This window comes from Mesorhizobium sp. NZP2298, from assembly GCF_013170825.1.
Lineage (GTDB): Bacteria > Pseudomonadota > Alphaproteobacteria > Rhizobiales > Rhizobiaceae > Mesorhizobium.
The window spans coordinates 4,021,535-4,042,810 of sequence record NZ_CP033365.1 but is presented as its reverse complement, the minus strand read 5'-3'; the positions used below and the strand labels follow the sequence as shown (position 1 = coordinate 4,042,810).

Genomic DNA, 21,276 nt, shown 5'->3' with positions numbered 1-21,276 from the left:
TCCTGAAATTGCTTGAGGGCTGAGCCCTCAAGGATTCAGTTTCGCCCCTGACCCGCCATTGTCGCTGCCACCACTGTCGTCGCCGCCGCTATCGTCCGCACCGTCCCCATCGTCGACGCTGTCGTCCACCGCCGGATCGGCGGGCTTCAGCATGACGCCGTTGACGGTGACCGAGCCGTCGGCCTTGGTGCTGACAGCCCATTCCAGACGGCCGTCCGGCAGCGTCTTGGCAAAACCCTTGGCCATGAGAGCGACGGGCACGTATTGTCCCAGTTCCGGCTCCGCCTTCGCGGCGTCCTGCAGATGCGCCATGATCTTGTCGAAGCCGGCGACATCGACCGTAAGATTGGCGTCGGGCTTTTCACCGAAGCCTGTCATCTCGCCTTCCAGCGCGATCTCCATGTCCTTGTTCTTCACGGTGCTGTGGCCGATGACGACCTTCGGCGCCTTGGCCAGGAAGTCGGCTTTGAGCTGGTCGCCGAACTCGGGCGACAGCGGCGGCTTCTTATTGAGATCAAAGGCTTCGATCGCCTTCTTCGCCATGCTGTCGAGATCGATATTGGCACCGCCGAAATTGAGGTCGATATCGGTGGGCAGCAACGCCACGCTCCAGCTCGGCAAAAGCTGCTGCGGCACGGTCAACCCCGACGCCTTGATGCCGTAGGTGATCTTGCCGTTCTGGGAAACGCCGTCGCTGCCGAACACGGTGCTGAGCTGCGTCGCCCCGAAAGTGCCGATCGGGCTGTCGACGGCGAAATCCTTGAAGCCATAGGTGCCGTCGATGCGCTCCCACACCGGAAGCGCAGCGAGCAGAAGTGACTTCAGTTGCGCCTGGTTTGCCTTCAGCGTCGTCTCGTCCTCATTGGCCACGGCAAATGCCAGGAGGTCGAGCAGCGGCCTGGTCTGCACGCCCTTGCCGCTGGCTTCCACCGACAATTCCGGCGACTTGATGGTGACCGGGAAATTCAGCCCGCTCTCAGGATCATTGAATTTGATCACCTCGACAAAATTCGAAATTTTTTGCGACGTGGTGAAATCAACACCGCCATTGGCGGCCTTGGTGGCGGCAATGGTCGCGGTGCCGGCACCAGTGCTGGCCTCCATCTGCTGCTTGGCATCCTTCGATGCCATCGTCATGCCGGCCAACGAACTGGCGCCGCTGATGAAGGCCGCCAGATTGGGATCGTAGACGCCGGAACCCTTGCCGTCCTTGATCGAAAACTGCGTGCTTTGCAGCCCCTCGGGCCCGTTGAACTCGAAGGACCCGCTTTGCGAAAAATCCATCGAGACATCCCAGGTCCCATTGCTGCGCGGCTTGACCAGCGAAGCGTAGGGCGCGAAGTCTAGTTTCACCTTTCCTTCTGCGGGAAAGGTCGCCGCAAGCGCCTGGAGATCGAACGCGATCTTGTAGGCGTCGCCTTCGACCGAGATCTTCAGAATGCCCTTGTCGAGCGCCTGCTTGCCGACATAGCGGGACAGGTCATCGGACAATTGCTTCGCGCCCTGGCTGTCTACGGTCTGGCCGAAAGCGGGCGCGCTGAGCACAAGCGCGGTAAAGGCAACTGGCAACACACGGTTCACGGGAATTCTCCGTTTGGTCGAAGGGCAGAAATCGTTTCCTACGTCTGGTAGGGAAATACCATCACAACTGCAAGACGATGGTGGTCAGGTGCCCGGCTCCAGCACCAACCGCATCAGCGGTCGACCCGCCTTGCGCTCGACCAGCCTCTCGAACCCGGCCTTCTCGAACACCCCTGACGAGCCGACGAACAAGCCGATCGAACGCGAATCGCGCGACAGGTCGATCGGGCAGGCCTCGACAAGCCGTGCACCGTTCCCGCGAGCGAAATCGATGCCGCCTTCAACGAGGCGATGCGTGATACCCCTGCCGCGCGCTTTGGCGCGAATGAAAAAGCAGGAGATCGCCCAAACGCCCGGATCTGAAGCGTCGGCGGGGTCGATCGGCGCAGAGCCCCTGCCCTTGTTGTTCCATTCGGGCACGTCGTAGCGCGGCCCGATCTGCATCCAGCCAACCGCCTTGCCGTCCTCGAAGGCCAGCAGGCCGGGCGGCGGGCCGGCTTCGATGCGTGCCTTGATATGGTCCTTGTTGCGTTCGCGGCTGCTTTCGCGCCGCGCCGCCGGCGCCAGCCTGAAATGCGTGCACCAGCAGCCGTAACAGGCGCCCTGCTTGCCAAAAAGGTCTTCGAAATCAGGCCAGAGCTCAGGCGCCAGCGGCACTATGGTCGTGCTCATGCGGTTCTCCCCAGGCCAAGCTTGTCGCTGGCCTTGCACTGTCGTACCATTGCCTCTGTTCTCTTTATGTTCGCAGTGATGGCGGCCCCTGTCAACAATCCCGATCACGGTTTTTGCCGTGACTGCCTGACGTTTCAGCGCAGTGAGACGCGCCGCTGCGAACGCTGCGGCAGCCCTCGCCTTGCCCGCCATCCCGAGCTTTACCGGCTGCATCTGGCCCATGTCGATTGCGACGCCTTCTACGCGGCGATCGAAAAGCGCGACAACCCGGCGCTCAAGGACAAACCGCTGATCATCGGCGGCGGCAAGCGCGGGGTCGTCTCCACCGCATGCTACATCGCCCGCATCCGCGGCGTGCGCTCCGCCATGCCGATGTTCAAGGCGCTCGAGGCCTGCCCCGAGGCGGTCGTGATCCCGCCCGACATGGAAAAATACGTGCGCGTCGGCCGTGAGGTGCGCGCCATGATGCAGGCGCTGACACCGCTGGTCGAACCGCTGTCGATCGACGAGGCGTTTCTCGACCTCGCCGGCACCGAACGGTTGCACGGCCTGCCGCCGGCCGTGGTGCTGGCGCGCTTTGCGCTGGCCGTCGAGAAGGAGATCGGCATCACCGTTTCGGCCGGCCTGTCCTACTGCAAATTCCTCGCCAAGATCGCGTCGGACTTCCGCAAGCCGCGCGGCTTTTCGGTCATCGGCGAGGCCGAGGCGGTCGGCTTCCTGGCGGCTCAGCCCGTGACGATGATCTGGGGCGTCGGCAAGGCGTTCAACGCCACGCTTGAGCGCGACGGCATCCGCACCATTGGCCAGCTTCAGAAGATGGAGCGTGGCGACCTGATGCGCCGCTATGGCGCGATGGGTGATAGACTCTACCGGCTTTCGCGCGGCGAGGACGTCCGCCGCGTCGATCCCGACCAGGACGCCAAGAGCGTGTCGGCCGAAACCACCTTTGACACCGACATCGCGTCGCTGGAAGAGCTGGTCTCGGTGCTGAGGGGCCTTTCGGAAAAGGTCTCGGCGCGGCTGAAAAAGTCAGGCATTGCCGGGCGCACCGTGGTGCTGAAGCTGAAGACCCAGGATTTCAAGCTGCGCACGCGTAATCGCCAGCTCGGTGACCCGACCCGGCTCGCTGACCGCATCTTCTCGACCGGAGTGGAGCTTCTGCGCAAGGAAACGGACGGGACGAAATTTCGGTTGCTCGGCATCGGCGTCAGCGACCTCTCAGATGACGACAAGGCCGACCCGCCGGATCTGGTTGACGTCCAGTCGCGCAAACGCGCCATGGCCGAAGGCGCGATCGACGCGCTGCGCGACAAGTTCGGCCGCAAGGCGGTGGAGACCGGCTATACATTCGGCAGGGGCCGTGATGCCCACCCGCCGGAGCCGCTCGAGGAATGAGCTGTCAGGTGCGCTTCAGATCGATGCGACTGGTCACAACGTTCTTGCCGGTTTTGGGATCGCGGTCGGTGACGGTCAGTAGAATGCCATTGGCTCCCTTTTTCTGCACCGTCAGCTGCGCGCTGCGGTCGCCATTGACCAGCTTGGCCCAGCGGATGGCGAGATTGATCGCGTTGCCGGAGCGGCTGCCGTTGAGCTGAGCCGGACCGGTGCGCGATCCGACATAGACACCGCTGTATCTGGCACTGCTGGTTGTCAGATGGGCGCTGATGGCACGCGTGACCACAACGAGGCCGCGGCAGTTGCCGTCGAGCGACAGCGAGGACGCTGTCGCATCCGATTTGAAGGTGCAGGAAACGCTGACGGTCGGCGCCTGCGTCGTCACCTGGACAGTCCCGTTGCCGGCAAAACTCCCCTGGAAGGATTGGAGAAACTTGCTCTCATCGGCATGTGCCGCATTGGCCGCGACCAGCAAACAGCCGGCAAGTGCGAACCGCGCTGGTGATATCATCGAAGTTCTCCTCGTCGGGCTGACATGCAGACTTGGGTGAATACTGCAACTCAACGCCCCTTGGCGTATCAGGTTCCGTCGGCAACGCGACCGTTTGCAACGTCGCCGCGACTGGTCCAGAAGAATCAAGCGGCTAGCAATTGCGGCAGAGGCTCCCGCCTGCGAGATAGCGGCCATGAAATCCACCCCTTCGATCCCCAAGGCCGCGTTCTGGATGGCGCTGTCGGTTACCTCGTTCCTGGGGATGTCGATCGCCGGCCGCGCCACGACAGCCGAGCTCAATGTCTTCCAGGTGCTGGAACTGCGCTCGGTGATCGGCTTCCTGATTCTCCTGCCGCTGGTGCTGACAAGCGGCGGCTTTGCGGCGATGCGCACGCAACGTCCCCTCGCCCACATCGCCCGCAATGTGGTTCACTACAGCGGCCAGGCGGCATGGCTCTACGCGCTAACGCTGATTCCACTGGCGGTGCTGATCTCGATCGAATTCACCACCCCGATCTGGACGGCGATCCTGGCGGTGACTTTTCTGGGCGAACGGTTGAGCCGGCCGAAACTGGCGGCGGTCGTGCTCGGGCTGATCGGCGTGGTGGTCATCGTGCGCCCGGGCGTCGGCTCTGTCGATCCGGGACACCTCGTCGTGCTGGGCGCCGCGGTCTGTTTCGGCATATCGTTGGTCATGGTCAAATCACTGACCCGCACGGACACCGTCGTGCGCATCATTTTCTGGATGCTGATCATCCAATCGGCGCTCGGCCTCATCCCCGCGCTCTACGTATGGCGCACCCCTTCACTCGAACTCTGGCCATGGATCGTGCTGATCGCCTTCACCGGCATGTCATCACATTTCTGCATGGCCCGTGCGCTCACCTATGCCGACGCGACCGTCATTTCGCCGATGGATTTCCTGCGGGTGCCCTTGTCCGCGCTGGCTGGCTGGCTGCTTTATCACGAGCAGATCGACGCCTTCACCGCCGGTGGCGCGCTGCTCATCCTGATGGGCAATCTGCTCAATTTGCAGCGCAAGCCAGTCGAGCCGGCTGAAGTGGCGGCGTCGTAGCCGGCATCACCTGAATATTCATGCGCCTAGTCGCCTGCGTCCGGTATGTTGAGAACATGCCCGCAGGCCTTGCAATGCACGGCGTCCGGTTCGTGCCGCTGCAGCCCGCATTGCGGACAGGGGAAGAACACTTTTGCGGGCCGGAAGATCGCCTGCGCCAGCCTGACGAACAGCGATATACCGATGATCATGGTGACGATCGCGGTCAGCTTGCCGGCCATGCCCGGCAGCACGATGTCGCCGAAACCGGTCGTGGTCACCGTGGCGACGGTGAAATAAAGCGCGTCGATGTAGTTTTCCAGCCCGGCTCCGTTGCGGAAGAAGAAGGTATAGACGAAGCCGGTGATGACAAAGAGAAAGGTCAAAAGGTTGATGACCGCTTGGCTCGCCTCCCGCCAGGGGCGCAGGCCACGCATCTCGAAATGCCGCCAGATCGAACCGCTGCGCGACAATGACCACAGCCGCAGGATGCGCAGGAAACCGAGATTGGCGAGCGCTGTCGGCATCAGCAGGGTCAAAAGGATGAAGACATCCACCCAGGAGGTCGGCTGCCTCATCAGGCGCAGCATGTCGTTGGAGGCCAGCAACCTGGCGATCAGGTCGACGCCGACGAGCACCGCCACCGCATAATCCAGCCACAGGAACGAAGCCGATTGCTGGATGACGGGTGTCGCGATGAAGAAGGCGATGATTGCCAGATCGATGACGATTGCCGCCAGCTGGAACCGGAAAGCCGCCGGCGTGCGCCCATGGTAGAGCCTGCGCAGCGTGTCGCGCAGGCTCGCAATTGCGGAAAGATCCGGGGATGAATCCTTGTCGGGGGTCTTCATGCGGATCGCGATTGCGTGAGCGGCAGATGCCACCCGCAGGATCGCCACCGCCTGCCAAGGGCGGCGGTCACACCAATTCCACTTCCACCACGCCGGGCACGGCGCGCATCGCCGAGGCAATCTGCGGCGAGACGCGGTAGCCGCCCTGCAAGGCGATCTCGACCTCGCCCTGCGCCTCTTCCTTGATCACGATAATGCTCACCTGGCTCTCGCCACGCTGGGTGAGTTGGGATTGGATAATTGAGGCGGGACCATCGTTCCTGACGAAAATGCGCAGCGCCTTCTGGATGCGGCTTGCCTCGTCCTCCAGGGACTGGACCGAGTTGATGCGCAAATTGACGCCCTCGGGCCTGTCCTCCGCCGCCACAGTGATGACGACGGAGCGGCCGGCTTCCAGAAGGTCGCGATACTGTGCCAATCCTTCCGAAAACAGCACGGCCTCGTACTGGCCGGAAGTGTCGGAAAAGGCCACCACGCCCATCTTGTTGCCGGTTCGCGTCTTGCGCTCCTGCTTGCTGGTCACCGTGCCGGCCAGGCGGCCGGCAGAAGCGCCGCGCTTGACGGCGGCTGAGAACTCCGCCCAGTTCTGCACGCGCATCTTCTGCAGCGCCGCCTTGTATTCGTCGAGCGGGTGGGCAGAGAGATAGAAGCCGACAACCTGGAATTCGCGGTGCAGCCGGTCGGCGGCGAGCCACGGATCCGTCGCCGGCAGGTTGAGCGCCTGCGACTGCGCGCCGAGCGAGGCGCCGAAAATATCGGCCTGGCCGGAAACGGCATTCTGCTGCGCCAACGATGCCAGCCCCATCATCCGTTCGACACCAGCCATCATCTGCGCCCGGTCATGCCCGAAACAGTCGAGCGCGCCGGCCATGATCAGGCTTTCGAAGACACGCTTGCCGACGATCTTGGGATCGACCCGCTCGCAGAAATCGGCGAGGTTCTTGAACGGCTTCTCGCCACGGACAGCAACGATGTGCTCGACCGCCGCGTCGCCGACGCCCTTGAGCGCGGCCATCGAATAGTAGATGCGGTTTTCACCGACCTCGAAAGGCCGAAAACTCGTCATTACCGACGGCGCCAGAACCTCGATGCCGAGACGCAGCGCATCCTGGCGGAAATCGGCGAGCTTGTCGGTGTTGCCCATGTCGAGCGTCATCGATGCCGCCAGGAACTCGACCGGATAGTGCGCCTTGAGATAGGCGGTCTGATACGAGACCACGGCGTAGGCGGCGGCGTGCGATTTGTTGAAACCATAATCGGCGAACTTGGCCAACAGGTCGAAAATGAAGTCAGCTTGCGGTTTGCTGACGCCACGCTCGACAGCGCCAGTGACGAAGCGCTCACGCTGCTTGTCCATCTCGGCGCGGATCTTCTTGCCCATGGCGCGGCGCAGAAGGTCGGCTTCACCGAGCGAATAGCCGGACAGCTCCTGCGCGATCTGCATCACCTGTTCCTGGTAGACGATGACGCCTTGCGTCTCCTTCACCAGATGGTCGATCTTGGGGTGGATCGAGGCCATCTCCTCCTCGCCATGCTTTCTGGCGTTGTAGGTCGGGATGTTCTCCATCGGGCCCGGCCGGTAAAGCGCGACCAGCGCGATGATGTCCTCGATGCAGTCGGGCCGCATGCCGATAAGCGCCTTACGCATGCCGGCACTTTCCACCTGGAACACGCCGACCACCTCGCCGCGCGACAGCATGGCATAGGTGTCGGGGTCGTCGAGCGGGATCGTCGCCAGATCGATGTCGATGCCACGGCGGCGGATCAGTTTTACCGCCGTCTCCAGCACGGTCAGCGTCTTCAGGCCGAGGAAGTCGAACTTCACCAAGCCGGCCTGCTCGACATATTTCATGTTGAACTGGGTGACCGGCATGTCCGAGCGCGGATCGCGGTACATCGGCACCAGCTCCGACAAAGGCCGATCGCCGATGACGATGCCGGCGGCGTGTGTCGAGGCGTGGCGATAGAGCCCTTCCAGCTTCTGCGCCATGTCGAGCAGCGTCTGGACGATCGGCTCCTTCTCCGCCTCTTCGGCAAAGCGCGGCTCATTGGCGATGGCGTCGGCGAGCTTGACCGGATTGGCCGGGTTCTGCGGCACCATCTTCGACAGCTTGTCGACCTGGCCATAGGGCATCTGCAGCACGCGGCCGACGTCGCGCAGCACGGCGCGGGCCTGCAGCGTACCGAAGGTGATGATCTGGCCGACCTGGTCGCGGCCGTATTTCTGCTGGACGTAGCGGATCACCTCTTCGCGGCGATCCTGGCAGAAGTCGATGTCGAAGTCGGGCATCGACACGCGGTCCGGATTGAGGAAGCGCTCGAACAGCAGCGAGAAACGCAGGGGATCGATGTCGGTGATGGTCGTTGAATAGGCGACCAGCGATCCGGCGCCCGAACCACGGCCCGGCCCGACCGGAATGCCTTGCGCCTTGGCCCATTTGATAAAGTCGGCAACGATCAGGAAGTAGCCGGGGAATTTCATCTTCTCGATGATGCCGAGCTCGAATTCGAGCCGCTCGCGATACTGCTCGACCGTGTAGCCCGGTGTCGGTCCGTGCAGGGCAAGCCGCGCGTCGAGCCCCTCGCGCGCCTGGCGGGCGAGCTCCGCGGCCTCGGCCTTTTCGGCCGCGTCCTTGTCGGAGGCATCGCCGCCGGTGAAGCGCGGCAGGATCGGGCTGCGGTTCTTTGGATAGTACGAGCAGCGCAGCGCGATCTCGACGGTGTTGTCGATCGCTTCCGGCAGGTCGGCGAACAGCTTTGCCATATCGGCCTGGCTGCGCAGGAAATTGTCCGGCGACAGCCGGCGTCTGTTATCGACGGCAACGACGGTGCCCTCGGCGATGGCGATCAGAGCGTCATGCGCCTCATAGTCGTCGCGCGACGAGAAAAATGCCTCGTTGGTGGCAACGAGCGGAAGTTCGTGCGCATAGGCGAGATCGATCGTCTGATGTTCGATGACCCGGTCGTAGCCCGCAACGCGATCCAATTCGACATAGAGCCGGTCGCCGAACAGCGCCTTCAGCGTCAAAAGCCGCGTCTCGGCCAGATCGCGGCGATCCTCCTTCAAGGCGTTACCGATCGGGCCGCGCGGTCCGCCGCTGAGGCAGATCAGCCCATCGCTCTGTCCAGTCAACGTCTCGGTGGTCAGATGCACCGCCTCGCCGGGCGGTGTTTCCAGGTAGACGCCGCTGACCAGCCGAACCAGATTGGAATAGCCGGCCTCGGTCGCGGCGAGCAGGACGACCGGCCGCATTTCCGGGCCTTGGCGGCGGCGATCACGCTGGCCGTCTGCGTTCTCGCCGGAAAAGGCGAGCGCGATCTGGCAGCCGATGATCGGCTGGATACCGTCCTTGACCGCCTTCTGCGCGAACTCCAGCGCACCGAACAGATTGTTGGTGTCGGTGACCGCGATGGCCGGCGCTTCGTCTTTCACGGCGTGGCCAACGATCTTGCCAAGCTGGAGCGCACCCTCGAGCAGCGAATAGGCCGAATGCACGCGCAGATGGACGAACGGCCGCGCCGGTACCTCCGGCCGCGCGGCCGCGATCGCGGCTTCGCGCTTCAGGGGGTCGCGTGGAAGTCTGTCATCCGCCATGGTTTCTCGCGCTGTCGAAGGCTTTGAGTCGGTGAGGATGTATTGTCCGGGACAGGGCGATACCAGTCCAGCACAAACGACCGACAACCACAGGCTTCCGCGCCCCTGCGCGACTTGCTCAAGCGAATTCCATGATCACCGCGTCCACAGCCAGGCTGTCGCCGGGCTTGGCGTTGAGCTTGGACACAACGAGATCGCGTTCCGCACGCAGCACGTTTTCCATCTTCATCGCCTCGACCACGGCAAGCGTCTCGCCGGCCTTGACCTCCTGGCCTTCGGTAACGGCGATCGACACGACGAGGCCGGGCATCGGGCAAAGCAGCAGGTTCGACGTGTCCGGCGCCACCTTCTCCGGCATCAGCCGTTCCAGCTCGGCGGTGCGCGGCAGCATGGCGCGGGCGGTCACCGACATGCCTTTCCAGGCGATGCGAAGACCGTTGGCGACAGGCCGGATCTGGGCGACAACCCTGCGCTTGCCGACCGTGCCGCGCCAGATCAGGTCGCCCGGCCGCCAGTCGGACGAAACGGTCAGCGCCTTGCCGCCCTCGATCGACAGGTCGATCTCCATTGGGATCGAAATCATGCCTTCCAGGATGGACGCCTGGAGATAGTCATCGCCGATCTTCACCACCCAGTCGCGCTTGAGGGCGCCCGAATGCGGCGCCAGCCGCCCGCCCAGCCGGTCGAGCCTGTCGCGGCGCAACAATTCCGTGGCGGTGGCGATTGATGCCAGCACGGCCTCTTCCTCGCTGTTCGGCACGACAGGGGCAAAACCGTCGGGATATTCCTCGGCTATGAAGCCGGTCGAAATCGCCCCTTCCCGCCAGCGCGGATGCTGCATCAGCGCCGCCAGGAACGGGATATTGTGCTCGATGCCTTCGACCACAAAACTGTCCAGCGCTTCCGACATGGCATCGATCGCCTCGATGCGCGTCGGCGCCCAGGTACACAGCTTGGCGAGCATCGGGTCGTAGAACATCGAAATCTCCGAGCCTTCGGTGACGCCGGTGTCGTTGCGGATGACGACATCGCCAAACTGCCCCTCCTCCGGCGGCCGATAGCGGGTCAGCCGGCCGATCGACGGCAGGAAATTGCGATAGGGGTCCTCGGCATAGAGCCGGCTTTCCACCGCCCAGCCATTCAGCTTGATGTCGCCTTGCTTCAGACCAAGCTTTTCGCCTGCGGCAACGCGGATCATCTGTTCGACCAGATCGATACCGGTGACGAGCTCGGTCACCGGATGTTCGACCTGCAATCGTGTATTCATTTCAAGGAAATAGAAGTTCTTGTCCTTGTCGACGATGAACTCGACCGTGCCGGCGCTCTGATAATCGACGGCCCTGGCCAGCGCCACCGACTGCTCGCCCATGGCCTTGCGCGTCTTGGCATCGAGAAATGGTGACGGCGCCTCCTCGGCCACCTTCTGGTTGCGGCGCTGAATCGAGCATTCGCGCTCACCGAGATAGAGCGCGTTGCCATGCGCGTCGGCCAGCACCTGGATCTCGATATGGCGCGGATCGACGACGAATTTTTCGATGAACACGCGGTCATCGCCGAATGAACTCTTGGCTTCCGATCGCGCCCGGTCGAACCCGTCGCGCACTTCCAATTGGTTCCAGGCGATGCGCATGCCCTTGCCGCCGCCGCCGGCCGAGGCCTTGATCATCACGGGATAGCCGATCTCGCCAGCGATCTTTTCAGCATGGTCGGCATTCTCGATGACGCCGAGCCAGCCGGGCACCGTCGAAACCTTGGCGGCGTTGGCGAATTTCTTCGATTCGATCTTGTCACCCATCGCCTTGATGGCCTTGGGCTTCGGGCCGATGAAGACGATGCCTTCCGCTTCCAGCGCTTCGCAGAAGGCCGCCCGTTCGGACAGGAAGCCGTAGCCTGGATGCACGGCCTGAGCCCCAGTCTCCTTGCACGCGGCGATGATCTTCTCAGGGACAAGATAGCTTTGCGCTGCGGGCGACGGCCCGATATGCACCGCCTCGTCGGCCATTTCGACATGAACCGCATCGCGGTCGGCATCGGAATAGACGGCAACCGTGGCAATGCCCATCTTGCGCGCCGTCTTGATGACGCGACAGGCGATCTCGCCACGATTGGCGATCAGGATTTTCGTGAACATGCTGAGGTCGTTCCCCTCCGGTCGGTCGTTCCTTTTATGGCCTGTGCTTGCGGGGTCAAGCCGACCATGCAAATCACTGCCTTTCAATCGATTTGCGATTCCAATTCTTCGCTGTGGCCCAGTCTCGGCGCCAGCTTCCAGTTGATCGTGTCGATAAAACCTGAAACCTTGGAAAAAAATTCGCATTGGAGGACGCCTGATGAAGACCCGCGCCGCTGTCGCTGTCGCCGCCGGAAAGCCGCTGGAGATCATGGAGGTCGACCTCGACGGTCCGCGCGATGGCGAGGTGCTGGTCGAGATCAAGGCGACCGGTATCTGCCACACCGACGAGTTCACCTTGTCGGGCGCCGATCCGGAAGGGCTGTTTCCGGCCATCCTCGGCCATGAGGGCGCCGGTGTCGTGGTCGACGTCGGCAAGGGCGTAACCTCGGTCAGGAAGGGCGACCATGTCATCCCGCTCTATACGCCGGAATGCCGGCAGTGCCCGTCCTGCCTGTCGCGCAAGACCAATCTGTGCACGGCGATCCGCGCCACGCAGGGGCAAGGCCTGATGCCCGACGGCTCGTCGCGCTTCTCGATCGGCAAGGACAAGATCTTCCATTACATGGGCTGCTCGACCTTCTCGAACTTCACCGTGCTGCCCGAGATCGCGGTGGCCAAGGTCAACCCGGACGCTCCCTTCGACAAGATCTGCTACATCGGCTGCGGCGTGACGACAGGCATTGGTGCGGTGATCAACACCGCCAAGGTCGAGATCGGCGCGACCGCCGTGGTCTTCGGCCTCGGCGGCATCGGCTTGAACGTCATCCAGGGCCTGAAGCTGGCCGGCGCCGACATGATCATCGGCGTCGATTTGAACAACGACAAGAAAGCCTGGGGCGAGCGGTTCGGCATGACGCATTTCGTCAATCCGAAGGAGATCGACGGCGATATCGTCCCTTACCTCGTCAACATGACGAAGCGCGGTGCCGACCAGATCGGCGGCGCCGACTACACGTTCGACTGCACCGGCAACACCAAGGTGATGCGCCAGGCGCTGGAAGCCTCGCATCGCGGCTGGGGCAAGTCGGTCATCATCGGCGTCGCCGGCGCCGGCCAGGAGATTTCGACCCGACCGTTCCAGCTCGTCACCGGCCGCACCTGGATGGGCACCGCCTTCGGCGGCGCGCGCGGCCGCACCGACGTGCCAAAGATCGTCGACTGGTACATGGACGGCAAGATCCAGATCGATCCGATGATCACCCACACGTTGAAGCTGGAGGATATCAACAAGGGGTTCGACCTCATGCATGAGGGCAAGTCGATCCGAAGCGTCGTCGTTTATTGAAGCAAAGCCACACGCCGCCGACCCACCGGCCAGCGACCTCTGTGGTTCACAACTGGGAGGAGAATGGAATGGCGGAAAAACTGCACCCGAAAATCGACAATGGCCTGCCCAAGGAAAGCGCAAGCTTTGCAGGCGGCACGCTGGTCTGCGCCTGCACCAGCAAGCCGGTCAAGGTGAAGGTCAAGGGGCAGATCGCCCACAATCACGCCTGCGGCTGCACCAAATGCTGGAAGCCGGAAGGTGCTGTATTCTCGGTGGTTGCCGTCGCCGGTACCGGCGACGTCACCGTCACCGAGAACGGCGACAAGCTCAAGGTGGTCGACCCCAGCGCGTTGATCCAGCGCCACGCCTGCACCGGCTGCGGCGTCCACATGCACGGACCGGTCGAGCGCGACCATGCGTTCAAGGGGCTGTCCTTCATCCACCCCGAACGCTTCGCCGAGGACGGCTGGTCGCCGCCGGGCTTTGCCGCCTTCGTGTCCTCGATCATCGAATCCGGTGTCGACCCGAAGCGGATGGACGGTATTCGTGCGCGGCTCAGGACAATCGGGCTCGAACCCTATGACTGCCTCAACCCTGGCTTGATGGACTACATCGCCACCTGGACGGCGAAGAAGTCCGGCGCGCTGCCGGCCTGAACGCTGTAGGATTTCAGGCAGGGGCCGGACATGTTACCGGCCCCTGTCCGTTTCGGAGAAACAATGCCCGCGCCCGCCATCTACGTCGACGCCGACGCCTGTCCGGTCAAGGCCGAGGTCGAGAAAGTCGCCGAGCGCCTTGGCGTCTTCGTCACCTACGTCTCCAATGGCGGCCTGCGGCCATCGCGCGATCCGATGATCCGCAACGTCGTGGTCTCCAAGGGAGCTGACGCCGCCGACGACTGGATCGTCGAGAACGCCAAATCCAACGATGTCGTGGTGACTGCCGATATTCCGCTCGCGGCCCGCGCCGTGGCGCTCGGCGCCCACGTGCTTGGCCCCACCGGACGCCCATTCACGCCAGAAACCATCGGCATGGCCGTGGCCATGCGCGACCTCAAGCAGCATTTGCGCGAGACCGGCGAAAGCAAGGGCTACAATGCCTCCTTCGCGCCGCAAGACCGCTCGCGGTTCCTCGGCGAACTCGACCGTATCTTGCGGCGCGCCCTGAAATCGGCCACACCGAGCTAGAACAGAGCGCCATCCAGGGTCGGAACCACCATGGCTGCCGAAATTCCCGTGCAAAGACCAATGCAGCGCCACATGCTGTTCGCCATGTCCGCGTGTTTCGGGGCGCTTGCGCTGCTTGTGGCGTTGCTGCTGCACGCCCCGCTTGCCTATTCGATCGGCGCCAACGCCTTTTTCGCCGCTTATGTCATTCTTGTCGTCAGCCAGATGCCCAAGTTCACCGGCAAGTATCTAAGCAAGAATGCGCGCGCCACCGACCAGCCGGTGCTGGTCATCTTCGCCATCACGCTAGTCGTTGTCGGTGTCGCCGTTGTCTCGTTGTTCCTGCTGATCAATCAGAAGGACAGAGGCCACCCCGTCGAACTCATCTTCGCGCTGCTGTCGATCCCGCTCGGCTGGTTCACTATCCATGCCATGGCGGCACTTCATTATGCGCATGTCTACTGGATGGACGGCGACGAGGTCGACACCAAGACCAAGACAAAAATCCCGGTCGGCGGATTGCTGTTCCCAGGCGACAAGCGACCGGAGGGCTGGGATTTCCTCTACTTCTCGGCGGTCATCGGCATGACGGCGCAGACCGCCGACACGAATATTTCAACAACGCATATGCGCTGTGTCGTGCTCGTCCACTCGATCCTGTCGTTCTTCTTCAACACGGTCATCGTCGCCGCGGCCGTCAATCTCGCCGTCAGCCTTGGTGGTCCGTAATAAATCCGTGATCGGATGAAACATCGGTTTGGATCGCGACGTATCAGGAGGACAATGAACGCGCAGGCCACGCCGCGAGGCCGGGAGACGAGACAAGATGGAATCCGTTGCCAGAAGCCAATCCGCCACCGGACCGGATGCTCCCGTGTCGAGTGGCAGCACACTGATCTACCGGCAGTCGCGCTGGACGCGGCTGACGCATTGGATCTGGGCCATCTCGCTGTTCTTCATGCTGCTTTCCGGCCTGCAGATCTTCAACGCCCGGCCGCAGCTCTACATCGGCAAGCAATCCGGCTTCGAATACAACAACACCATTTTCGAAATCGGCGCAGCGAACACCGATGCCGGTCCGCGCGGTTACACCGAAATCTTCGGGCACCGCTTCGACACGACGGGCGTTCTCGGCTGGTCGGGTCCGCCAGGTAACGAGACGGCGCGCGGCTTCCCGTCCTGGGCAACCATTCCCTCCTACTATGATCTCGGTACCGCCCGCGTCGTGCATTTCTTCTTCGCCTGGATCCTGACGACGACCTTGATCGTCTGGCTGGTCGCCAGCCTGATCAACGGTCATATCAGGCGCGATCTTGCCCCGCGCCTCGACGACCTCAAGCGGCTGCCACGGGACATCGTCGACCACGCCAGGCTGAAATTCCACCACACACGCGAATACAACACGCTGCAGAAGATGGCTTATGGCGGGGTGCTGTTCGTGCTGTTGCCGTTGATGATCATCACTGGCCTTGCCATGTCGCCCAGCATGAATTCGGTGCTGCCGTTCCTCAACGAGGTGCTCGGTGGCAGGCAGACGGCGCGCACCATCCATTTCACGGTCATGCTGCTGCTCGTCGGCTTCTTCATCATTCACATCCTGATGATCCTTGCCGCCGGCCCGATCAACGAACTGCGTTCGATCATCACCGGCTGGTACCGCACGGACCCTCCCTCGCATGACGACAAGACGACGACCGAAAGGAGTGCCTGAGATGGCTAAGTTCCAGATCAGCCGCAGAAAATTCCTGACCGCCGCCAGCCTCGGTACCTCCGGTATCATGCTGTCGGGATGCGACGCTTTCGACAGCCAGCTGAGCATCGGCAGCGGCCTGCGCAGCTTCCTCGAAAACGCCAATGGCCTGACATATCGCGCGCAGCGCCTGCTCGCCGGGCGTGACGCACTGGCGCCGGAATTCACCGAAGCCGACATCCGCCAGCCGCAGCGGCCGAACGGAGTCACGGCCCCTGACGATGACACCTACAAGGGCCTGCTCGCGAACAATTTCGCCGACTGGCGGCTGGAAGTCTCGGGACTGGTTGAAAAGCCGCTGTCGCTTAGCCGCGAGCAGCTTCAGAACATGCCGAGCCGCACCCAGATCACCCGTCATGACTGCGTCGAAGGCTGGAGCTGCATCGCCAAATGGACCGGTACGCCGCTGTCGCTGGTGCTCGACCAGGCAGTGGTCAAGCCGCAGGCGCGCTACGTCATGTTCCACTGCCTCGATACGATCGACCGCAGCCTGTCCGGGGACGTCAAATACTATGGCACGATCGACCTGATCGACGCCCGCCACCCGCAGACGATCCTGGCCTATGGCCTGAACGGCAAACCGCTCCCGGTCGAGAACGGCGCGCCGCTGCGCGTGCGCGTCGAGCGCCAGCTCGGCTACAAGATGCCGAAATATCTCTACAAGATCGAACTGGTCGACAGCTTCGCCAATGTCGGCGGCGGCCGCGGCGGCTATTGGGAAGACAATGGCTACGACTGGTACGGCGGGATTTGATGGACCCTCGCCTGCAGGCCGAGCATGATCTTGCGGCAGCCGAGCTTCATGTCATCGAGGAGCGTCTCGACGACGACAACCGGAGGCTGACCGGTCGTAACGACGACCGTGCCCTCGCCTTTGCTCTGCGGGATGACAAAGGACACGCCGTCGGGATCGCCGCCGGCTATTCCTGGGCCGGCATCGCCGAGCTCAAGCTGATGTGGGTCGACGAGTCCTATCGAGGCCTTGGCCACGGGAGGAAGTTGCTCGATGCCTTTGTCGCGGAGGCAGCCGCGCGCGGCTCGCTGCGGATATGGGTTTCGACCCACGATTTCCAGGCACCCGGCCTGTACCAAAAAGCTGGCTTCGAGCGTATGGCCGAATTCGCTGGATGGCCCGAAGGCCATTCCAACATCATCCTTTGCAAGGCGGTGGTTCCCCGATAGGCAGCAGCCTGACGGGTCTGGCATTCAGCATGCGGACCTAATGCATGTCGCCCAGAAGTGCGCGGCGATTCTGGGACAACGACATGCCTCAAAACAAAAACTAAAAAGCGCGTCGCCTGAATCCATTTCAGAGCGGCAAGCTTTTGGCGGCGCGATCATTCGTCCGAACTATCGAAAGTGGTTTGACCCGGCTCAGGTGGCCCGCCCTGCATCTCGTCCGGATTGTCCACCCTGCAGCCGATGCCGTGGCACCCCTGATAGTTGCCGTGGGTATCGAAATTGGGATTGCCGTCCCTGTCGAATTGCGGCGTCGGGTCGATCCATTGATCGCCGCGGCGCGGCTTCGGCCTCGGATAATAATTGTCCGAATGGTGACTGTGCCTGTCGTTGTTATCGAGGATGGCGCCAACAATGCCGCCGACAATGATCGCTGCCGCCGCATCGCCGGGAGACGGCTTGCGGCCGGAGCCGGAGCCGGAGCCGGAGCCGGAGATCAGGAATTGCGCCGAGCAACCTTTGTCCACCCAGATGCCGCCGCCATCATAGCCCCAGCTTGTGCCGAACTGGCAGCGCGACTTCGACAGCCGGTTGGTCAATTGCACGCCGCCACGCGTGTCGATCCCGCAATAAGAGTAGCGGTAGTTGGAACTTGAGCAGACCAGGCGCATCGGCGCCGCGGCCCGCGCGGCATCGGGCAGCAGTGACAGTTTCGCCGGATTGCCCAGGAGGCAGGCCAGGAACATCATCGAACCGGTAACCGCCATCCGCACCGACATTGCAAGTCTCCAATTGTGTTCGCTATCGACAGAATGGCACCTCTGTGTAAGTCTTACAACCAGACAAGCTGCAATGAGGATACATTCATGCGCGCTAATAATATGGTCGCGGCGATCATACTTATTCTTTCTGCCTGGTTGGCGTTATTGCCGGCCCGCGCGGACGACAGCCTGAAGCGCGTCATCGACCAGAAGATGCTGACGGTCGGCGTGGCGCTCAACCCGCCATGGATCCTCAAGCAGGCTGATGGCAAATTCGCTGGCTACGATGTCGACCTGACCAGCGCCCTGGCGTCCGATCTCGGCGTCGACCTGAAGCTGGTCGAAGTGCCGTGGAACGACCTGAAGGCGCGTCTGCTCAAGGGCGATTTCGATCTGATCGCCGCAGGTTATGCCAGCACGCCGGAGCGCGCCCGCGAGGTTGTGTTCTCCAACCCGACCGGCACCGCCGACGTCCGCATGGTGGCCTCGATCGCCAGCCTCGGCAAAAGGCCGGGAAAGGTGCTGGCGGCGCCGGGATATAAGATCGCCGTGCTGTCCAATTCCACGGACGAGGCAGCTGCCAAGGAAGCTTTTCCGAAGGCGAACATCCTATCCTTCGACAACACTGCCGATGTCTTTGCCGCGATCATCGGCGGCGACGCGCAGGCGATGGTCGCCACCTCGCCGACACCGCAGATGGCGGCGAGGCTCTACGACGCGAAATTCAGGCTGGTCGGCGGCCCGCTGCTGCGCACGCCGGAAGCCTTTGCCCTGCGCCCGGACGATGTCCGCCTGACCCAGTACGTCAACAACTGGATCGGCGCGCGCACCGCCGACGGCACCATCGCCGGCGTGCGCCGCTACTGGTTCGGCGGCTTCAAATGGATGTCGCGCTTCGATACCGGCACCAAGGCGGAACAGGCCAAGCCGAAGCAGTAGGCTTAGGCCACTTTCTCAAGCAGCGGCTTCAGCGCCGGGTGGATTTCCGGCGAGGCGCGCTTGATCAGCGCGAGCAGCGTGCGTTCATTATCGCGCAGCGGACGCCGGCCTCCGCCGACGCGCTCGTTCTCGTAGAGGGGACGGTTAGCCCCGATGTGCTCGGCCAACCATTTGGCTTCGCTGACATCGATCGCTTCGGCGCGGCGGGCCAAAGCCTCGGCTGCCCTGTTCTTGGCTGTAATCGGTCACCGCCTCGACGAAGAACGGTGCCCAGTCCGCGCATTTGTCCCGCGCCGTCCGGTCGAGCGCGAACAAAGCCTCGCGTCACCACGCCATCGGCGAACACATCGCGGCGCAGCATCACCACGTCCTCCGAGGCGATGCGGTTCTTCGAGGTCAGCCCCGCCACCGGCGCGCTTATGATCAATTCGCCCATTGTCGTCCCGTCCGCCCCAAAGCGTCATATCGACCTTCTCTGTCAGGAGTGTCTTGGAAAACCGGCAAACGGCGTGGTTAGCGAAGACTTGTCGGCCAATGCATGTCGCCCAAAGGTGTGCAGCGGCTTCGGGAGAACGACATGCATCAAAACAAAGATCTAAGGCGCGTCGCGCTTTAGATGTCGCAGGGAGGTGACAAGGTGTCGCCGGCGGGCTATGGATGGCGCGTCGAGGACTCGAGGTTTGAGTCCTACCTGTTTGCGGGAGAGAGCAGCAAGAGCTGCCGCCGAAGGGGAAATCGCCCGAAATCTCTCAGGCAAAAGAACCGTAGACGGGAAAGACACTCTGGAAAGTCGGGGCTTGCCCCCGCGCCGAAGGTGTAAGCGCCGCTGACAGAGTTCCGGCTGCGCGAGTCTCTCAGGCTTCAGACAGAGGGGCACGGACTGGTCGCCATTCGCGGCCGATTGCGTGCGACTCTGGAGACGACATGACGGGCGACGACTCAAGACACCTTCCCCTCGAAGATATACACACAGCCGCCGGTGCGCGCTTCGGCGCCTTCGCCGGCTGGTCGATGCCGCTGACCTACCCGGCCGGCGTCATGAAGGAACATCTGCATACCCGCGAGCATGCGGGCCTCTTCGACATCTCGCACATGAAGCTGTTCGAGGTCAGCGGACCGCAAGCGGTTGCGCTGCTCAACCGAGCCTGCCCGCTGGATGCCGGCGCGCTCGAAATCTCGCAATCCAAACTGACCTTCTTCCTCAATGAGGCGGGCGGCATCCTCGACGACCTGATCGTCACCCGCCTCGGCGCCGACCGCTTCATGGTCGTCGCCAATGCCGGCAACGCCGTCGCCGACGAAAAGCATCTGCGCGAGCTGGCCGCGAATTTTGACGTGAAGGTCGACCCGCTCGACCGCGTCTTCCTGGCCATACAGGGACCCGAAGCCTGGGCCGCGCTGTCCCGCGCCGGCATCGAGACTGGTTCGCTGCTGTTCATGCACGGTGTCGAGCCGCGAAAGAACTGGTTCATGAGCCGGTCCGGCTATACCGGCGAGGACGGTTTCGAGATCGGCCTGCCCGAGGCCGATGCGCGCGTCCTTGTAGCGAAGCTGCTCGAGGATGAACGCGTGCTGTGGATCGGCCTTGCCGCGCGCGACAGCCTGCGGCTGGAAGCGGGGCTTTGCCTGCATGGCCAGGACATCACGCCGGAGACCGACCCGGCCGCCGCCGCGCTTATGTGGGCGATCCCCAAGGACATCCGCGCGTCCGGCACCTTCATCGGTGCGGACGCCCTACGCGCCTCCGTGGAACGTGGCCCGGCGCAAAAGCGTGTCGGCCTGAAGCCGGAAGGCCGCCAGCCGGTGCGCGCCGGTGCTGCCCTGTTCGACGCCGACGGCAATCCCGCCGGCCACGTCACATCGGGCGGCTTTGGCCCCTCGGCTGGCCACCCGGTCGCCATGGGCTATGTCGCCGCATCGCTGGCAAAGCCCGGCACGCGGGTCTTCGCCGACGTGCGCGGCACGAAAATCCCTGTCGATATCAGCTCTTTGCCCTTCACCTCTCATCGCTACCGCAAAGGATAGACCGCATGACAAAGACCTATTTCACATCCGATCACGAATGGCTCCGCGTCGAAGGCGGCATCGCCACGGTCGGCATCACCGACTACGCACAGGAACAGCTCGGCGACCTCGTCTTCGTCGAACTGCCGGAAACGGGAAAGAAGCTGACCAAGGGCGATACCGCCGTCGTGGTCGAATCCGTCAAGGCGGCCTCTGACGTTTACGCGCCGGTCGACGGCGAGATCACCGAGGCCAACGGCACGCTGTCTTCCGACCCCTCGCTGGTCAACTCGGCGGCAACCGGCGCCGGCTGGCTGTGGAAGATGAAACTTGCCGACGAAAGCCAGCTCGCCGGCCTCATGGATGAGGCCGCCTACAAAGCCCATATCGGCTGAT

20 protein-coding genes and 1 riboswitch are annotated in these 21,276 nt (G+C 62.9%); of the genes, 12 read left to right on the top strand and 8 right to left on the bottom strand.

The genetic code is table 11. The features are described from left to right. Nucleotides 1–27: 27 nt before the first annotated feature. Entirely contained in the window at nucleotides 28–1,581 is a 1,554-nt protein-coding gene (locus EB231_RS19545) for a hypothetical protein (RefSeq protein ID WP_172350306.1), read from the bottom strand. Between the two features lie 84 nt (nucleotides 1,582–1,665). After that, on the bottom strand, nucleotides 1,666–2,253 hold the full coding sequence (locus EB231_RS19540) for a GNAT family N-acetyltransferase (protein ID WP_172350305.1): 588 nt from the start codon (nucleotides 2,251–2,253) through the stop codon (nucleotides 1,666–1,668). 66 nt (nucleotides 2,254–2,319) lie between these two features. On the opposite strand from EB231_RS19540, the gene EB231_RS19535 reads away from it, so the two are divergent. After that, complete coding sequence (locus EB231_RS19535; protein ID WP_172350304.1) at nucleotides 2,320–3,648, top strand: DNA polymerase IV; 1,329 nt, start codon at nucleotides 2,320–2,322, stop codon at nucleotides 3,646–3,648. Between the two features lie 4 nt (nucleotides 3,649–3,652). On the opposite strand, the gene EB231_RS19530 is transcribed toward EB231_RS19535, so the two are convergent. After that, nucleotides 3,653–4,159 (bottom strand): hypothetical protein, encoded by a 507-nt coding sequence (locus EB231_RS19530; protein ID WP_172350303.1) that lies wholly within the window; start codon nucleotides 4,157–4,159, stop codon nucleotides 3,653–3,655. A gap of 175 nt (nucleotides 4,160–4,334) precedes the next feature. Here EB231_RS19530 and EB231_RS19525 point away from each other — a divergent pair, with 175 nt between their 5' ends. Then, entirely contained in the window at nucleotides 4,335–5,216 is an 882-nt protein-coding gene (locus EB231_RS19525) for a DMT family transporter (protein ID WP_172350302.1), read from the top strand. A gap of 26 nt (nucleotides 5,217–5,242) precedes the next feature. Here EB231_RS19525 and EB231_RS19520 read toward each other — a convergent pair whose 3' ends face one another. From EB231_RS19520 to EB231_RS19510, 3 genes are all read right to left on the bottom strand, one after another. Beyond that, complete coding sequence (locus tag EB231_RS19520) at nucleotides 5,243–6,046, bottom strand: ion channel (RefSeq protein ID WP_172350301.1); 804 nt, start codon at nucleotides 6,044–6,046, stop codon at nucleotides 5,243–5,245. Between the two features lie 67 nt (nucleotides 6,047–6,113). Continuing rightward, on the bottom strand, nucleotides 6,114–9,641 hold the full coding sequence (gene dnaE, locus EB231_RS19515; protein WP_172350300.1) for a DNA polymerase III subunit alpha: 3,528 nt from the start codon (nucleotides 9,639–9,641) through the stop codon (nucleotides 6,114–6,116). Nucleotides 9,642–9,759: 118 nt separating this feature from the next. Continuing rightward, nucleotides 9,760–11,772: an acetyl-CoA carboxylase biotin carboxylase subunit gene (locus EB231_RS19510; RefSeq protein ID WP_172350299.1), complete on the bottom strand. Its 2,013-nt coding sequence runs from the start codon at nucleotides 11,770–11,772 to the stop codon at nucleotides 9,760–9,762. Between the two features lie 199 nt (nucleotides 11,773–11,971). Here EB231_RS19510 and EB231_RS19505 point away from each other — a divergent pair, with 199 nt between their 5' ends. From EB231_RS19505 to EB231_RS19475, 7 genes are all read left to right on the top strand, one after another. Next, nucleotides 11,972–13,099, top strand: coding sequence for an S-(hydroxymethyl)glutathione dehydrogenase/class III alcohol dehydrogenase (locus EB231_RS19505; protein ID WP_172350298.1), 1,128 nt, complete (start codon nucleotides 11,972–11,974; stop codon nucleotides 13,097–13,099). Nucleotides 13,100–13,167: 68 nt separating this feature from the next. Beyond that, on the top strand, nucleotides 13,168–13,737 hold the full coding sequence (gene gfa, locus EB231_RS19500; RefSeq protein WP_172350297.1) for an S-(hydroxymethyl)glutathione synthase: 570 nt from the start codon (nucleotides 13,168–13,170) through the stop codon (nucleotides 13,735–13,737). 63 nt (nucleotides 13,738–13,800) lie between these two features. After that, the gene (locus EB231_RS19495) at nucleotides 13,801–14,268 is read left to right on the top strand and encodes a YaiI/YqxD family protein (protein ID WP_172350296.1); all 468 of its coding nucleotides are present in this window, start codon (nucleotides 13,801–13,803) and stop codon (nucleotides 14,266–14,268) included. A 30-nt stretch (nucleotides 14,269–14,298) separates the two neighbouring features. Further along, nucleotides 14,299–14,976, top strand: coding sequence for a DUF1345 domain-containing protein (locus EB231_RS19490; protein WP_172350295.1), 678 nt, complete (start codon nucleotides 14,299–14,301; stop codon nucleotides 14,974–14,976). Between the two features lie 97 nt (nucleotides 14,977–15,073). Further along, the gene (locus EB231_RS19485) at nucleotides 15,074–15,958 is read left to right on the top strand and encodes a cytochrome b/b6 domain-containing protein (protein WP_172350294.1); all 885 of its coding nucleotides are present in this window, start codon (nucleotides 15,074–15,076) and stop codon (nucleotides 15,956–15,958) included. 1 nt (nucleotide 15,959) lies between these two features. Continuing rightward, nucleotides 15,960–16,751 carry a molybdopterin-binding protein gene (locus tag EB231_RS19480; RefSeq protein ID WP_172350293.1) on the top strand — a complete coding sequence of 264 codons (792 nt, stop codon included), beginning with the start codon at nucleotides 15,960–15,962 and terminating at the stop codon, nucleotides 16,749–16,751. Then, the gene (locus EB231_RS19475; protein WP_172350292.1) at nucleotides 16,751–17,179 is read left to right on the top strand and encodes a GNAT family N-acetyltransferase; all 429 of its coding nucleotides are present in this window, start codon (nucleotides 16,751–16,753) and stop codon (nucleotides 17,177–17,179) included. The genes EB231_RS19480 and EB231_RS19475 overlap by 1 nt, the downstream gene beginning before the upstream one ends. 155 nt (nucleotides 17,180–17,334) lie before the next feature. On the opposite strand, the gene EB231_RS34965 is transcribed toward EB231_RS19475, so the two are convergent. Next, nucleotides 17,335–17,955, bottom strand: a complete 621-nt coding sequence (locus EB231_RS34965; protein ID WP_206681846.1) for a DUF3011 domain-containing protein — start codon at nucleotides 17,953–17,955, stop codon at nucleotides 17,335–17,337. 87 nt (nucleotides 17,956–18,042) lie between these two features. Here EB231_RS34965 and EB231_RS19460 point away from each other — a divergent pair, with 87 nt between their 5' ends. Then, nucleotides 18,043–18,876 (top strand): transporter substrate-binding domain-containing protein, encoded by an 834-nt coding sequence (locus EB231_RS19460; RefSeq protein ID WP_172350291.1) that lies wholly within the window; start codon nucleotides 18,043–18,045, stop codon nucleotides 18,874–18,876. A 2-nt stretch (nucleotides 18,877–18,878) separates the two neighbouring features. Here EB231_RS19460 and EB231_RS35190 read toward each other — a convergent pair whose 3' ends face one another. After that, a complete protein-coding gene (locus EB231_RS35190) occupies nucleotides 18,879–19,088 on the bottom strand; it encodes a hypothetical protein (protein WP_246740684.1) in 210 nt (69 codons plus the stop codon). 476 nt (nucleotides 19,089–19,564) lie between these two features. Further along, nucleotides 19,565–19,651: riboswitch (glycine riboswitch) on the top strand. 149 nt (nucleotides 19,652–19,800) lie between these two features. Here EB231_RS35190 and gcvT point away from each other — a divergent pair. Both gcvT and gcvH read left to right on the top strand, forming a co-directional pair. After that, complete coding sequence (gene gcvT / locus EB231_RS19450; RefSeq protein WP_172350290.1) at nucleotides 19,801–20,901, top strand: glycine cleavage system aminomethyltransferase GcvT; 1,101 nt, start codon at nucleotides 19,801–19,803, stop codon at nucleotides 20,899–20,901. A gap of 5 nt (nucleotides 20,902–20,906) precedes the next feature. Next, nucleotides 20,907–21,275, top strand: coding sequence for a glycine cleavage system protein GcvH (gene gcvH, locus EB231_RS19445; protein WP_172350289.1), 369 nt, complete (start codon nucleotides 20,907–20,909; stop codon nucleotides 21,273–21,275). The last annotated feature ends 1 nt before the right edge of the window (nucleotide 21,276 follow it).

Bases quoted from the DNA above. Each gene is read 5' to 3' on its own strand.
- EB231_RS19540 (WP_172350305.1), bottom strand. From the start codon at position 2,253: ATGAGCACGACCATAGTGCCGCTGGCGCCTGAGCTCTGGCCTGATTTC.
- EB231_RS19535 (WP_172350304.1), top strand. From the start codon at position 2,320: ATGTTCGCAGTGATGGCGGCCCCTGTCAACAATCCCGATCACGGTTTT.
- EB231_RS19530 (WP_172350303.1), bottom strand. From the start codon at position 4,159: ATGATATCACCAGCGCGGTTCGCACTTGCCGGCTGTTTGCTGGTCGCG.
- EB231_RS19525 (WP_172350302.1), top strand. From the start codon at position 4,335: ATGAAATCCACCCCTTCGATCCCCAAGGCCGCGTTCTGGATGGCGCTG.
- EB231_RS19520 (WP_172350301.1), bottom strand. From the start codon at position 6,046: ATGAAGACCCCCGACAAGGATTCATCCCCGGATCTTTCCGCAATTGCG.
- dnaE (WP_172350300.1), bottom strand. From the start codon at position 9,641: ATGGCGGATGACAGACTTCCACGCGACCCCCTGAAGCGCGAAGCCGCG.
- EB231_RS19510 (WP_172350299.1), bottom strand. From the start codon at position 11,772: ATGTTCACGAAAATCCTGATCGCCAATCGTGGCGAGATCGCCTGTCGC.
- EB231_RS19505 (WP_172350298.1), top strand. From the start codon at position 11,972: ATGAAGACCCGCGCCGCTGTCGCTGTCGCCGCCGGAAAGCCGCTGGAG.
- gfa (WP_172350297.1), top strand. From the start codon at position 13,168: ATGGCGGAAAAACTGCACCCGAAAATCGACAATGGCCTGCCCAAGGAA.
- EB231_RS19495 (WP_172350296.1), top strand. From the start codon at position 13,801: ATGCCCGCGCCCGCCATCTACGTCGACGCCGACGCCTGTCCGGTCAAG.
- EB231_RS19490 (WP_172350295.1), top strand. From the start codon at position 14,299: ATGGCTGCCGAAATTCCCGTGCAAAGACCAATGCAGCGCCACATGCTG.
- EB231_RS19485 (WP_172350294.1), top strand. From the start codon at position 15,074: ATGGAATCCGTTGCCAGAAGCCAATCCGCCACCGGACCGGATGCTCCC.
- EB231_RS19480 (WP_172350293.1), top strand. From the start codon at position 15,960: ATGGCTAAGTTCCAGATCAGCCGCAGAAAATTCCTGACCGCCGCCAGC.
- EB231_RS19475 (WP_172350292.1), top strand. From the start codon at position 16,751: ATGGACCCTCGCCTGCAGGCCGAGCATGATCTTGCGGCAGCCGAGCTT.
- EB231_RS34965 (WP_206681846.1), bottom strand. From the start codon at position 17,955: ATGTCGGTGCGGATGGCGGTTACCGGTTCGATGATGTTCCTGGCCTGC.
- EB231_RS19460 (WP_172350291.1), top strand. From the start codon at position 18,043: ATGCGCGCTAATAATATGGTCGCGGCGATCATACTTATTCTTTCTGCC.
- gcvT (WP_172350290.1), top strand. From the start codon at position 19,801: ATGACGGGCGACGACTCAAGACACCTTCCCCTCGAAGATATACACACA.
- gcvH (WP_172350289.1), top strand. From the start codon at position 20,907: ATGACAAAGACCTATTTCACATCCGATCACGAATGGCTCCGCGTCGAA.